The sequence below is a fragment of the Exiguobacterium sp. s21 genome, assembly GCF_018617975.1.
GTDB classification, from domain to species: Bacteria; Bacillota; Bacilli; order Exiguobacteriales; family Exiguobacteriaceae; genus Exiguobacterium; species Exiguobacterium mexicanum_A.
The window spans coordinates 107,663-122,154 of sequence record NZ_JACSLF010000001.1 but is presented as its reverse complement, the minus strand read 5'-3'; the positions used below and the strand labels follow the sequence as shown (position 1 = coordinate 122,154).

The 14,492-nt window shown below is 56.5% G+C and carries 12 protein-coding genes; 9 read left to right on the top strand and 3 right to left on the bottom strand.

Annotated features, from left to right (window positions below; genetic code table 11):
• The first annotated feature begins 61 nt into the window (after positions 1–61).
• The 9 genes from secA to KNP06_RS00560 all read left to right on the top strand — a co-directional run bounded on the left by secA (position 62) and on the right by KNP06_RS00560 (position 11,193).
• Complete coding sequence (gene secA / locus KNP06_RS00600; protein ID WP_138859058.1) at positions 62–2,584, top strand: preprotein translocase subunit SecA; 2,523 nt, start codon at positions 62–64, stop codon at positions 2,582–2,584.
• Positions 2,585–2,638: 54 nt separating this feature from the next.
• Positions 2,639–3,739: a peptide chain release factor 2 gene (gene prfB / locus KNP06_RS00595; RefSeq protein WP_214711554.1), complete on the top strand. Its 1,101-nt coding sequence runs from the start codon at positions 2,639–2,641 to the stop codon at positions 3,737–3,739.
• Between the two features lie 61 nt (positions 3,740–3,800).
• Complete coding sequence (locus KNP06_RS00590) at positions 3,801–4,658, top strand: YitT family protein (protein WP_214711552.1); 858 nt, start codon at positions 3,801–3,803, stop codon at positions 4,656–4,658.
• A gap of 107 nt (positions 4,659–4,765) precedes the next feature.
• Positions 4,766–5,098, top strand: a complete 333-nt coding sequence (cccB, locus tag KNP06_RS00585) for a cytochrome c551 (RefSeq protein WP_021065416.1) — start codon at positions 4,766–4,768, stop codon at positions 5,096–5,098.
• Positions 5,099–5,531: 433 nt separating this feature from the next.
• Positions 5,532–6,218 carry a cell division ATP-binding protein FtsE gene (gene ftsE / locus KNP06_RS00580; protein ID WP_138859062.1) on the top strand — a complete coding sequence of 229 codons (687 nt, stop codon included), beginning with the start codon at positions 5,532–5,534 and terminating at the stop codon, positions 6,216–6,218.
• On the top strand, positions 6,208–7,110 hold the full coding sequence (gene ftsX / locus KNP06_RS00575) for a permease-like cell division protein FtsX (protein WP_214711550.1): 903 nt from the start codon (positions 6,208–6,210) through the stop codon (positions 7,108–7,110). Before ftsE ends, ftsX begins: the two co-directional genes overlap by 11 nt.
• 30 nt (positions 7,111–7,140) lie before the next feature.
• The gene (locus KNP06_RS00570; protein WP_214711547.1) at positions 7,141–8,514 is read left to right on the top strand and encodes a murein hydrolase activator EnvC family protein; all 1,374 of its coding nucleotides are present in this window, start codon (positions 7,141–7,143) and stop codon (positions 8,512–8,514) included.
• A gap of 98 nt (positions 8,515–8,612) precedes the next feature.
• On the top strand, positions 8,613–10,016 hold the full coding sequence (locus tag KNP06_RS00565; RefSeq protein ID WP_214711545.1) for a S41 family peptidase: 1,404 nt from the start codon (positions 8,613–8,615) through the stop codon (positions 10,014–10,016).
• Between the two features lie 40 nt (positions 10,017–10,056).
• A complete protein-coding gene (locus tag KNP06_RS00560; protein ID WP_214711543.1) occupies positions 10,057–11,193 on the top strand; it encodes a PDZ domain-containing protein in 1,137 nt (378 codons plus the stop codon).
• A 41-nt stretch (positions 11,194–11,234) separates the two neighbouring features.
• Here the strand turns inward: KNP06_RS00560 and glpK are convergent, their stop codons facing one another.
• The 3 genes from glpK to KNP06_RS00545 form a co-directional block, all read right to left on the bottom strand.
• Positions 11,235–12,752: a glycerol kinase GlpK gene (glpK, locus tag KNP06_RS00555; RefSeq protein WP_214711541.1), complete on the bottom strand. Its 1,518-nt coding sequence runs from the start codon at positions 12,750–12,752 to the stop codon at positions 11,235–11,237.
• A gap of 30 nt (positions 12,753–12,782) precedes the next feature.
• Positions 12,783–13,490 carry an MIP/aquaporin family protein gene (locus tag KNP06_RS00550; RefSeq protein WP_034778546.1) on the bottom strand — a complete coding sequence of 236 codons (708 nt, stop codon included), beginning with the start codon at positions 13,488–13,490 and terminating at the stop codon, positions 12,783–12,785.
• A gap of 101 nt (positions 13,491–13,591) precedes the next feature.
• Complete coding sequence (locus tag KNP06_RS00545) at positions 13,592–14,446, bottom strand: sulfite exporter TauE/SafE family protein (RefSeq protein WP_214711539.1); 855 nt, start codon at positions 14,444–14,446, stop codon at positions 13,592–13,594.
• Positions 14,447–14,492: the final 46 nt, after the last annotated feature.

Genomic DNA, 14,492 nt, shown 5'->3' with positions numbered 1-14,492 from the left:
TTAAACTGTACATTAGGGAAAAAACATGCATTTTTCAGTGAATGCAGAGGAGATAAAGCGTATGGCGAACTTTTTGAAAGATTTATTTGCTCCACAGAAACGAGTATTGAAAAAAGCAGAAAAAGCGGCCGACCTCGTCGAGTCGTTCGCCGAACCGATCAAGGCATTGTCTGACGAAGCACTTCAGGCGAAGTCGATTGAGTTCCGGGAGCGTTTGGACAAGGGCGAGACGCTTGACGATATTTTGCCAGAAGCGTTCGCGGTCTGCCGTGAGGCGTCCGAGCGCGTGCTCGGCATGCGCCACTACCGTGTCCAGCTCATCGGGGGCTACGTGCTCCATAACGGCGACATCGCCGAGATGAAGACCGGGGAAGGGAAGACGCTCGTCGCGACCCTCCCGGTGTACTTGAACGCGCTCACGGGCCGCGGCGTCCACGTCGTGACGGTCAACGAATACTTGGCCCGCCGTGACAAAGAACTCATGGAACCGCTCTACTTCGCGCTCGGTCTCTCGGTCGGCCTCAACGTGTCGAACATGGACCGCGTCGAGAAGCAGGCGGCATACAACTGTGACATCACGTACTCGACGAACAACGAGCTCGGTTTCGATTATTTGCGTGACAACATGGTCCTTTATAAAGAAGACCGTGTCCAACGCGAGCTCTACTTCACGATCGTCGATGAAGTCGACTCGATTCTCGTCGATGAGGCGCGGACCCCGCTCATCATCTCGGGATCGGCTCAAAAATCGACAGAACTCTATACACGGGCCGACGCGTTCGTGCGGACGCTCAAGATCGAGGACGACTACACGGTCGACGTGAAGACGAAATCGGTCCTCTTGACGGACAAAGGGGTCGACCTCGCCGAGAAGTTCTTCGGCATCGACAACTTGTTCGCGATCGAGCACGTCTCGGTCAACCACCACGTCGGGCTCGCCCTTCGTGCCAACGCCGTCATGCATCATGACGTCGACTATATGGTCCGCGACGGCCAAGTCATGATCATCGACCAGTTCACAGGTCGGGTCATGGACGGACGCCGCTACTCGGAAGGGTTGCACCAGGCGATCGAGGCGAAAGAAGGCGTCGAGATTCAACGCGAATCGATGACGCTCGCGACGATCACGTATCAGAATTACTTCCGCATGTATGAGAAGCTGGCCGGGATGACCGGGACGGCGAAGACGGAGGAAGAAGAGTTCCGTAACATCTACAACATGCAGGTCGTGACGATCCCGACGAACAAACCGATCCTTCGGGAAGACCGTTCGGACCTCATCTTCAAATCGATGGAAGGCAAGTTCAAAGCCGTCGTCGACGAAATCATGGCAGCCCACGCGACGGGACAACCGGTCCTCGTCGGGACGGTCGCCGTCGAGACGTCGGAGTATTTGAGCAAGCTCCTCTCGAAGAAGAAGGTCAAACACGAAGTGTTGAACGCGAAGAACCACGCTCGTGAAGCCGAAATCGTCGAGAACGCCGGACAAAAAGGTGCGGTCACGATTGCGACGAACATGGCCGGACGCGGTACCGACATCAAGCTCGGCGAAGGCGTCATCGAGCTCGGCGGATTATACATCGTCGGGACCGAGCGCCACGAATCGCGCCGGATCGACAACCAGCTCCGTGGACGGGCCGGACGACAAGGGGACCCGGGTAAATCCCAGTTCTACTTGTCACTCGAAGACGAACTTATGCGCCGCTTCGGTACCGACAGCCTCCAGAGCATGATGGAGCGCCTCGGCATGGACGACACGCAACCGATCGAGAGCCGCATGGTCTCGAAAGCGGTCGAGTCGGCTCAAAAACGTGTCGAAGGCAACAACTATGACGCACGGAAGCAGCTCCTCGGCTACGATAACGTCATGGCCGACCAACGGAAAGTCATGTACAAAGACCGGGCCAGCATCCTCGAGAACGAATCGGTCACGGACATCGTCCGTTCGATGATTCAAGAGACGGTCGAGACGGGCGTGGCGCAATATACGCCGCTCGAACTCGTGCCGGAAGAGTGGAACATCGAGGAACTCGCGCACTGGGCCAACCAGACGCTCGCCCTGGAGCAACCGGTCGAAGGCAAGGACTTCTTCGGCAAAGAGCGCGAAGAGATCATCGAGCTGTTGAGCGAACGCACGAACGCGCAGTATGAGGCGAAACGCCAACTCGCGCCGCCGGAACGCTTCAACGAGTTCGAGAAGATCATCGTTCTCCGGGCCGTCGATTCGCACTGGATGGCGCACATCGACCATATGGACCAGCTTCGTCAAGGGATTCACTTGCGCGCTTACGGGCAGAACGACCCGCTCCGTGAGTATCAGGCGGAAGGGATCAATATGTTCGATGCGATGAACGTGGCCATCTCCGAAGAAGTGACCGGCTTCGTGCTCCGTGCCGAAGTCGGCGACAACCTCCGACGCGAGAAAGTCGTCGAGGAGGAAGTGGCGGTGTCTGGCAAGGACGACACGCCGGTGAAGAAAAAGCCGGTCCGTCGCTCTGAAGACCAACGGCTCGGGCGCAACGACCCGTGCTGGTGTGGTTCAGGCAAGAAGTTCAAAAACTGCCACGGCAAACAACAGGCTTAATTTTGAAAGAGGCGAGCCCGCTCGCCTCTTTCCTACGGAAAGGTGACCTACACTATGGAAATTTCAGATATTCGCAACGAACTCGAGGCGATGGCGAAACGCCTCGAGAATTATCGCCAATCGCTCAACTTGACAGAGAAGCAGGCCCGCATCGCCGAGCTTGAGAACGAGATGACGTACCCAGACTTCTGGGACAGCCAAGAGAAGGCGCAAAAAGTCATCGATGAGTCGAACGCGCTCAAAGCGATGGTCGACAAGTATCAACAGCTTGCGGACGGCCATGAGGACGGCGAAGTCACGCTTGAACTCATCAAAGAAGAGCCGGACGCTGAGATGCAAGAAGAACTCTCGGAAATGGTGACGGCGCTCAAGGCCGATTTCGACGCATTCGAACTCGAGATCCTCTTGAACGGACCGTATGACGCGAACAACGCCATCCTCGAGTTGCACCCGGGGGCGGGCGGTACCGAGTCACAAGATTGGGCATCGATGCTCCTCCGTATGTATCAGCGCTTCGCGGACAAGCAAGGCTGGAAAGTCGAGACGGTCGACTATCTGCCAGGCGAAGAGGCCGGCGTCAAATCGGTCACGCTCCGCATCGTCGGGCATAACGCCTACGGCTATTTGAAGGCGGAGAAAGGGATTCACCGCTTGGTGCGCATCTCGCCGTTCGATTCGTCGGGCCGCCGTCATACGTCGTTCGTCTCGTGTGACGTCATGCCGGAGTTCGATGACGACATCGAAGTTGACATCAAGACCGAAGACCTCCGAATCGATACGTACCGCGCGTCAGGCGCCGGCGGTCAGCACATCAACACGACCGACTCGGCCGTCCGGATCACACACGTGCCGACGGGTGTCGTCGTCTCGTGTCAGACGGAGCGTTCACAAATCAAGAACCGTGAGTCGGCGATGAAGATGCTTAAAGCGAAACTGTATCAACGCGAACTCGACGAGCAGCAACGCAAGCTCGATGAGATCCGTGGCGAGAAGACAGACATCGGTTGGGGCAGCCAAATCCGCTCGTACGTCTTCCACCCGTACGCGATGGTCAAAGACCACCGCACGAGTTATGAAGTCGGGAACACGAGCGGCGTCATGGATGGCGACATCATGGGCTTCATCGACGCATACCTCCGCAAGACAAATATGTGATGCAAGTGGCTCAAGGACTCACGTCTTTGGGCCACGTTGTATGTAGAGGAGAAAACCTTTAATGAAGCAAATCGTCAAAGACTATATCTATTTACTGACCGGGTCCGTCTTCGTCGCCTCGGCGTTCAGCTTGTTCCTGTTGCCGAACAACCTCGCCTCGGGCGGCGTCAGCGGCATCTCGATCATCACGTACGAGCTGTTCAACATCTCGCCGGGGGCGTTCCAGCTCGTGTCGAACGTGTTGCTCCTGCTCGTCGGCTGGATGATTCTCGGTCTCGGATTCGGCGTGAAGTCGCTCGTCGGGTCGATTTTCTTGCCGGGCGTGATCTTATTCTATGAAGCGATCGACGCGGGGGCGGCCGTCAACGACACTCTGCTCGCTGCCGTATTCGGCGGGGCCGGTGTCGGGATCGGGCTCGGCCTCATCTTCCGGGGGCGCGCCTCGACCGGGGGGATGGATTTGCTCGCGCAGATTCTACATAAGTTCACCCACATCCCGCTCTATCTCTGTATCGCCATCCTCGACGGAGCGGTCGTCCTCGTCGCTGCCGTCACGTTCTCGTTCACGACAGGACTGTATGCACTCATCGCCCTCTTCATCACGATCAAGATGATCGATTTCGTCCAGCTCGGCTTCACGCAGGACAAGATGGCGTACGTCATCTCGGAGAAGCGGGACGTCATCACGCGTGCCGTCTTCGATGAGCTCGACCGGGGCGCGACAGAGATTCAAGCGATCGGGGCGTACTCGCGCCTCGAGCGTCCGATGTTGCTCGTCGTCGTCCGTCAGAACGAAGTGAGCCGGCTGAAAGAGATCATTCGCCGCATCGACCCCGACGCGTTCCTGATCTTCAGCGAGGCGCACGAGGTGATGGGGCAAGGGTTCACGTCCGATAAGCGCTATATCAACGTTCCCTAAGTTGTGGAATCTTTGTGTATTTTTCGTGAGTTAGGTTAGAAAACGGTTCATAACGGCTATAATGGTAAAAGTAGGTTATTTCTACGACATAGGAGGGGAACCTGATTATGAAGAAATGGATGATGGCGATTGGACTTGGCGCCATGCTCACGCTCGGTGCGTGCGGCGGTGGCGATGAAGAAGAGTCGACGAGCAACGGGGACGGCGCGAACACGGCGTCGGTCGACGCGGAAGCGGTCTACGCACAAAACTGTGCGGCCTGCCACGGTGCAAACCTAGAAGGCATGAGCGGTCCGAAACTTTCGGACGTCGGTTCACGTCTATCGGCGAGTGAAATCGAAGAAGTCATCAAGAACGGGAAAGGCGCCATGCCTGCGAACGTGATTGAGGACGAAGAAGAGATCACGGCCGTCGCGGCTTGGCTCGCCGAGAAAAAATAATTATGGGGAACCACGAGGCGACTCGTGGTTTTTTTGTCTTCATTTCCTTTAACTAAATATGAAGCGCCCATGATTCAGTGGAAGCATTCACAGATGCAGGTATCTTTTGAATGTGCGTTTCATCATCTGTGTCCGAGTCGTGAAATCATTCTTCAACGCGACAATTTCACACCGAACTCCATCCAACTGAAACATTCCTGTAATGGTTATTTAAAAGTCCGATTGCTATAATTGTAGGCGCTTGAAGAATATCGCCTGTCGCCTTTTTTGGATAGGTGGGCACGAACAGGGTCCCTTGACAGGACGAGTGCTTATCGTGTAGAACAGAGGCTAGACGAAAATATTCACTTAACTAACTAATCCAATCTTCGTCATAGATGCATGAAATAGGATAGATGCATGAAAAATATATAAAAAGGGTAGGGAATACGTTATGATATCGATGCAAAAAGTCAGCAAAGTATATCCAAACGGCGTCGTCGCAGTCGACGACCTCGATTTGAAGATCGAAGACGGCGAATTTTTATACGTCGTCGGACCATCCGGCGCCGGGAAATCGACGTTCATGAAAATGATATATCGGGAGGAGAAACCGTCGAGTGGTCAGCTCATGATTGACGGGATCGACGTCGGCAAACTGAAAAACCGCCACGTCCCAAAACTGCGCCGTCAACTCGGCGTCATCTTCCAAGACTATAAGTTGTTGCCGTCATTGACGGTATATGAGAACGTGGCGTTCGCGCTCGAAGTCGTTCAGGCCGACACGAATACGATGCGCAAGCAGGTTATGGACGTGTTGAACCTCGTCGGACTGAAGCACAAGGCGCGCAATTACCCGGATGAATTATCGGGTGGGGAGCAACAGCGTGTGTCGATCGCTCGAGCCATCGTCAATAAGCCAAAGCTCATCATCGCCGACGAGCCGACGGGTAACTTAGACCCGGACACGGCTTGGGGCATCATGGAAGTCTTCCAAGAGATTCACCGTCGCGGGGCGACCATCGTCATGGCGACCCACAACCGTGATATCGTCGACAAGATCCGCCATCGCGTCATCGCGATCGAGAACGGGAAAGTCGTACGCGATGAAGAGAAAGGAGCATATGGCTATGATATTTAAAAGTGGATTGCGTCATCTGCGCGAAGGGTTCAAGGGAACACTACGCAACGGTTGGATGACGTTCGCGGCCATCAGTGCCGTTACCATCACCTTGTTACTCGTCGGGGTATTCGCCCTCGTCATGTTCAACGTCAATGAGATTTCAGAGAACGTCGAGAACGACGTCGAGATCCAAGTATTCGTCACTCGGACCGCGGAAGAAGCGAACGTCGAGAAGCTCGGCGAGAATATAGAGCAGATTCCAGGCGTCGCATCGGTCACGTTCAGCTCGAAAGAGGATGAACTGGAAAACTTCCGTAACCAACTCGGGGAAGATGCGAACGCCTACGGGACGGTCGAGAAAGACAACCCGCTCCACGACCGCTATATCGTCAAGGCGTCAGACCCGCTCAACACGGAGACGGTCGCGGACGCGGTGCAATCACTCGCGAACGTCGATAAGGTCACATATGGACAGGACTATATCGATAAGATGTTCGCCTTCTTCAACGGGATTCGCATCGGCGGACTCGTATTGATCGTCGGTCTCACGCTCATGGCGATGTTCCTCATCTCGAACACGATCAAGATGACGATCTTCTCACGCCGTCGCGAAATCGAAATCATGCGTCTCGTCGGAGCGAAAAACAGCTTTATCCGCTGGCCGTTCTTCATCGAAGGGCTTCTCCTTGGAGTATTCGGTGCGCTCATCCCAATCGCCGTCATCTACTTCGGTTATGACGTCGCATATAGTGCTTTACAACCATCGCTAGATCAACTGAATAGTGATATATTTAAATTGATTGATCCATCGATTTTGACGACGCAAGTGTCACTCGTCCTCTTAGCGCTCGGTGCCTTCATCGGGATCTGGGGTTCGACGACATCGCTCGGTCGATTCTTGAAAGTCTAATCTAATTTAAATATGAGGAGGAGTTGGCGGATGAAACGTTCGCTTGCGCTTGGATTAAGTTTGACGCTACTTGCCTCGCCTGTATGGGCGACGGAGAAAGACACGCTGAAAGCACGACAAGATCGGTTATCCAATCAATTGGAGGAATCCAAGAAAGCGCAAGACGAGACGGACGCCGAGCTCGAAGTCACCGAGGCGGAACGCGACGCGGTATCGACAGAAATCCGTGCCGTCAATGAACGTCTCGAAGGCTTAAGTGAACAGATCGCCGTCCAGCAGGAAGAAGCGGACGCGGCGCGCACCGAGCTCGAGGTCACCCGTGATCAACTCACTGCTCAAGGGCAGTACCTCGAAAGCCAGAAGTCGCTCCTTAGTGAGCGCCTTCGTGTGCTTCAAATACACGAGGACCGGTCCTATCTCCAAGTCGTCTTTGAGTCCCGTTCATTCGGAGACTTCGTGACGCGGCTATTGACCGCGCAGACGATCGCCGATCAGGACCGGGACCTCATACATAGCTATATGAGTGAAGTCGAGCGGCTCGAAGCGCTCGAGGCACGGCAGCGGACCCAGCTCTCGTTCCTTAAACAGAAAGAGCGAGAACTCGTCGTGACGAAACAAGCGCTCGACGTCGCCGCCGAACAAAAGCGCGATTTGTTGTCGGAACTGAACGAACAAGTCGAACTGCTCGAGCTCGAGAAGATGAGCCGTGAAGAAGAACAGGAGCTCATGAGTGAGCAGAGCCGCATCATCGCCGGTCAACTCGAAGCGATCGCGCAAGCGGAGCGGGAAGCCGCCGCCCGCGCCGAGGCCGAAGCGAAGGCGAAGGCCCAAGCGGAAGCGCAGGCAAAAGCCGAGGCAGAGGCGAGAGCACGGGCCGATGCCAAAGCGGAAGCGGACAAGCGGGCGGACGCCAAAGCGCCGACCGCCCCGGCGCCAGCCCCGACACCACCACCGCCTGCAGAGGCGCCGACGAACGTGACGGGACCGGCGACCTCGTTCGTGCGTCCGGTATCCGGCTACGTGTCGAGCCCGTTCGGCCCTCGTCAAAACCCGCTCACGGGCGTGGCCGAGTCGCATCGCGGCATCGACCTCGTCAATGCGACCGGGACACCGATCGTCGCAGCGGCACCTGGCATCGTCATCAAGGCGGCCCCGGCGACCGGTTACGGCAACGTCGTCTTCGTGTCCCATATCGTCGGCGGGGAAGTGTGGACGACCGTCTATGCGCACCTCAATGCGATCACGGTCACGTCCGGTCAGACGGTCGGCGCCGGTCAGACCGTCGGCACGCTCGGCAACACGGGCTGGTCGACCGGCCCGCATCTCCACTTCGAATTGCATCGCGGACAATGGGCGCCAGGGCAACCGAACGCGGTCGACCCGGGTCCATACATCGGTTACTGATGATACGGACGTGTTCCAAATTTCTGGAACACGTCCGTTTTTCTGAACTTTTTGCTATACTGGATGAAAGACTGACAAAGAGAAATGAGGGACTACCCGTGAAAAATACAACCGCAGGATTATTAGCTGGCGCCACGTTCGTCGCCGGAGCCGGTGCTGGGCTCGCGACGATGGCGTTCACCGATGCGCCGTTACCGCTTCAACCGAAAGCAGAAGGCTGGGACAAGGTGGAACAAGTCCGCCAATTGATTGAGACGCATTCGTTGAAGGATATCTCAGAAGAGGACTTGTTGACCGGTGCCCTCGACGGGATGACGGCAGCGCTCGACGACCCGTACTCGGACTTCCTCGACGCCGAAGAGACGTCGCAGTTCACCGACTCGATTGAGTCGAGCTTTGAAGGAATCGGCGCGACTTTGGAGAAGAAAGGAGAAGACATCTTAATCGTCGCTCCAATCAAAGGCGCACCAGCCGAGGCGGCGGGCCTCCGGGCCGGAGACGTCATCACGGCGGTCGACGGGGAGTCGATTGAAGGGATGGCCGTCGAAGAGGCGGTCCAACTCATCCGAGGCGAGAAAGGGACCGTCGTCACGCTCACGATCCGTCGCGGTGGCCAAGAGGCCGACTATGAGATCACACGTGACACGATTCCGATCGAGACCGTCTACTCGGAAGTGAAAGAACAGAACGGGAAAAAGGTTGGTTATATCGAGGTGACCCAATTCTCCGAGCCGACGGCGGACGAATTTTTAGAGCAGCTCGAGACGCTCGAATCGGAAGGGATCGAGAGCCTGATCATCGACGTACGAGGCAACCCGGGTGGATTGCTTCCTGCCGTCATCGAGATGACCGAAGGATTCGTCCCGACGAACAAACCGGTCGTCCAAATCGAGAATGCGGATGGGGACCGCGAGTCGCAGAGCGGCCGTGCCCGGGAAGCGAAGCCGTACGACTTGTTCGTCTTGACGGACGAAGGGTCGGCATCGGCGTCTGAAATTTTGGCCGGAGCCCTCAAAGAAGGTGCCGGGGCCACGATCATCGGCAACAAGACGTTCGGGAAAGGCGTCGTGCAGACGGCGTTCGATTTAGAGGACGGCAGCAACTTGAAGCTGACGACGAGCAAATGGCTCACACCGGACGGAAACTGGATCAACGAGAAAGGCATCGAACCGGACGTCGAGGTCGATCAACCAGACTACTTCAATGTCACCCGCATCCTCGCCGACGCGGATACGCTCAAAGTCGGGGACTACGGGGAAGCGGTCTCGAACTTGCATACCGTGTTGACGGGCATCGGCTATGAACCGGGCGGACAGCCGGGCTATTTCGGTGATACGATGGGCCGTGCCGTCAGTGCCTTCCAAGCCGACAACAACTTGCCGGAAGACGGGATCGTCAATGAAGCGACGGCGTCGGCGCTCGAGTCACGCTTGCTCGAGGAGATTCAAGACGAGGCGAACGATGCCCAATTGAATCGCGCGCTCGAAGAAGCTGCAAAATAAGGATTAGGGAAAGGATTGGACAAGTGTGGACGTTCTACGAATGAGTTTTACTGCTTTGTTGACCTTGATCGGTAGTCCGCTACTCTGGGCGACGCTCGTCGCCCTCGCTTACATATCCACGACGCGTATCAAACGGGAGCGGGGCATGTTTCGCTCGCGTCGGCGTTCGCCGAAATCGGACTGGCGCCATTTTCTATGGCCGAGCCTGCTCCTTGCGGTCATCGGTTCGGCGGCGCTGATTCTGCTCGAGACGACCGTCAACTGGGAATGGGTCGTGACGTTCAGCGTGCTGTACGCGCTTATCGTCTTGACGATGCACCCGCGTTTCAGCAGCCCAGCGTTCCCGTTTTTGATCATGCTGACGGCAGTCGCGCTTCGTGACGTCATCGAGTATGGGGGACTGACAGGGTGGATGGATCGATTGGCCGAGGTCGACTGGCCGGTGTATGCGCTCGTGTTCGGTGTCGTGACGCTCGCGGAGGCGATCCTCTTACGGTGGAACGGTCCGGTCGAGACGTCACCGACGCTCATCTTGTCCAAACGGGGCCAGTTCATCGGCGGCCACGTCGTCAAACGGCTCTGGTTCTTCCCGCTTGTCGTCTTCTTACCCCCGTCCTTCGGTCTCGACGTCCCAGTGCCGATCATCTTGCCGATCCCGATCGGGGTCAGCCTGCTGTCGACGGGAGCACTCCCAGGGACGCTCCTCGGCCGCTTGAGCCTGTATCGAGGCCTGCTCGCGCTCATCGCCATCGGTTTGTTTGGGGCTTCCTACGCCATCGACGTCCCGTACGCGGCCTACATCTTGCTCGGTCTGTTCGTGTTGTATGAGTTGGCGCTACAACTCATCAAGCGAGAGAATCGAGGGACGACGCCGGTGTTCATCAACGGCAACCGAGGAGCGGTCATCATCGACACGCTCCCGGGCTCACCGGGCGAGGCGATGCAGCTCATCCCGGGTGAATCGATCTACAAAGTGAACGGGACCGTCATCACGGGCGGGAGCAGCTTCTATGAGGCGCTCCAGTTGCATAAACCGTACATCAAGCTCGAGGTGCTCAACTTGAACGGGGACATCCGTTTCGTGCAACGGGCGATGTACGAGACCGACCCGCACGAGCTCGGCATCTTGTTCGTCGCTGAACCAGCGAGCCCGCGTCTGCGGTTACGGAAACTATAAAAGGGAGCATCCTTGGCAGATGCTCCCTTTCGTGCGTTCAATTAAAGTTCAAGTTTTGATGGTTTGAAGCCCATTGTCGCTTCGACTGCGTGTTGCCAGCCTTTATACAGATTTTCGCGGTGTGCTTCGTCCATCTTCGGTTCGAACTGATGGTCGAGTTTCCACTGTTGTTTGATCTCTGCTTGGTCTTTCCAGAACCCGACGGCGAGACCGGCGAGATAGGCGGCACCAAGAGCCGTCGTCTCGCTCACTTCAGGCCGTTCGACCGGGACGTCCAAGATGTCCGCTTGGAACTGCATGAGGAAGTTGTTGTTGACCGCACCGCCGTCGACGCGGAGCGTCTTCAACTCGATGCCAGAATCTTGTTCCATCGCCGTCAAGACATCGCGTGTCTGATAGGCGAGTGACTCGAGCGTCGCCCGGACGAAATGTTCTTTCTCCGTCCCGCGCGTGAGGCCGAAGATGGAACCACGGACGTCCGAGTTCCAATACGGGGCACCAAGTCCGACGAAGGCTGGGACGACGTAGACGCCGTCTGTCGTCTCGACGCGGTTGGCGTACTGTTCCGTGTCTTTCGCCGACTTGAGCATACGGAGTCCGTCACGGAGCCATTGGATGGCCGAACCGGCGACGAAGATTGAACCTTCGAGCGCATATTCGACTTTACCGTTGTATCCCCATGCAATCGTCGTGAGCAGACCATGGTCCGACTTGACGGCTTCTTCGCCCGTGTTCATGAGCATAAAGCAACCTGTACCGTACGTGTTTTTACCTTCTCCTGACTCGAAGCAGGCTTGACCGAAGAGGGCTGCCTGTTGGTCACCGGCCGCGCCGGCGAGCGGAACTTCGAAGCCGAAGAAGTGGTACGGGATCGTGTTGGCGTACACTTCACTCGACGGTTTGACTTCCGGGAGCATCGACTTCGGTACCGTCAAGATCTCGAGCAACTCATCGTCCCACTTCTGCTCATAGATGTTGTACATGAGCGTCCGTGACGCGTTCGAGTAGTCCGTGACGTGGGCGTGGCCGCCTGACAGTTTCCAGATGAGCCAAGTGTCGATCGTTCCGAAGAGGAGGTCACCGGCTTCGGCTTTCTCACGGGCGCCTTCGACGTTGTCGAGGATCCATTTGACTTTCGTGCCTGAGAAGTAGGCGTCAATCAAGAGGCCTGTCTTATCGCGGAACAAGTCGGCATGACCGGCTTCCTTCAACTCATCACAAATACCGGCTGTTTGACGCGATTGCCAGACGACGGCGTTATAAACCGGACGTCCTGTCGACTTCTCCCAGACGACGGCTGTTTCCCGTTGGTTCGTGATCCCGATAGCTGCGATCTCTTTTGGATCGATGTCGGCCGAACCGAACGCCTCGGCCATGACGGCGAGGACAGAACCCCAAATCTCATTGGCGTTATGCTCGACCCAGCCTGGCTTAGGGAAGTATTGTTTGAACTCACGCTGAGCGGTCGTGACGATTTTTCCGTCGTGGTCGAAGATGATCGCCCGTGAGCTTGTCGTTCCTTGGTCAAGTGCTAAGATGTAGCGTTTTTCTTTCTCCATATGAGAGAGCCTCCTTAGAAATTAGAAAGATTATGGTACGAGAATACCGTACAGCAATGCGGCGATGACCGCCCCGATGATTGGTCCGACGACCGGGATCCATGAGTAGCCCCAGTCCGACGTGCCTTTGCCTTTGATAGGAAGGATCGCATGTGCAATCCGCGGTCCGAGGTCACGCGCCGGGTTGATGGCATATCCCGTTGTACCACCAAGCGAGAGACCGATCGAGACGACGAGGAAACCGACGATAAGCGGATTCAAACCGTCCGTGAACGTGTTGGCCCCGAAAGATAAAATTCCGAAGACGAGGACGAACGTACCGATGATTTCTCCGATCACGTTGAACGGCGTGCTACGAATCCCAGGTGCGGTCGAGAACGTCGCCAATTTGGCGCCCGGGTCGTCGGTCGCATCATAGTGCGGCTTGTAATGGACATACACGAGGACGGCCCCGATGAACGCCCCGATAAATTGTGCCAAAATATACGCTGGCACATCAGCCCAAGGGAATGAGCCTGCTGTCGCGAGACCGACCGTCACGGCAGGGTTCAAGTGAGCCCCTCCATAGATTCCGGCTGCGTATACCCCGATCATAACGGCGAAGCCCCAACCGAACGTGATGACGACCCAACCTGCGTTCTCCGCTTTCGAATGACGGAGGACGACGCCGGCGACGACACCGTTACCGAGCAAGATGAGTAGCATTGTACCAATAATTTCGCTGACGAATGCTGACATGTGATACTCCCTTCCTTCCATATTAAATTTGGCTTACCACTTCATTATATGCCCAAAATGAAAGCGTTTCAAAACCGAATATGCAAAAAAAGCCACTTTTCTTATGAAAAGTGGTTTTGATTGGTAATCCGACGTCTGAAGTCGAGGGTGATCCCGACGAGAAAGACGAGCAGGACCATCAAACTCACGTACGCGAGCGGGGGAAAGCTCGTGGCTCCGAGGTCGAGGAGGATCGAAGCGATGACGGCGAGGTAGAGCCAAGCGAGGCGTCGCGAAATCCCTTTATCGTCGTAACGGTCCGTGAGGGATGCCCCGATCGGCGCGCCGATGAACGCCCCGAGGACGAGGGCAAGCGGCGTCACATAATCGAGCGATAGCGACGGCAGATAGCCGACGAGTCCGCCGAGCGAGATGAACAGGACGGCAGCAAGGCTCGTCCCGACCCCGCGATGCGTCGTGAAGCCGAGCCAACTGACGAGGAGCGGGACGATGATGAACCCGCCGCCGATGCCGAGGAGGGCGGACAACAGTCCGGCCATCGCTCCGATCATCATCCCCGCGAGAACGGTCGATTTTTTCGGCTTCTGCGGTTTCGATGTTTTCTTTAATAGCGTAATGGCAAAATAAGATAGGATAGCCAGATAAAATAAGTTCAGTAACCAATCATACGTCCCCGAGATCGAGAGGACGAGGCGGCTCGACAGCTGTGCCGTGACGGCGCCGGTCAGTCCGACCGTGATGCCGGTCGACCAAGACACGTTGCCGAGCGACGTATGTTTCTTCGCGCCGGACAGGCTCGTCCCGACGACGAACAAGAGCGACGTGGCGACGGCCTCTGCTGCCGAATAACCACTAAAGAGCAGCACCGGGACGATGATGACCCCGCCGCCGATGCCGAAGAATCCGGACAAGGCACCGACGATGGCACCGAGCGGGATGAAGAGAAGTGACCACATGACGACCAACTCGTTTCTGTTTAGATTCACTCTCCATGATAACGAA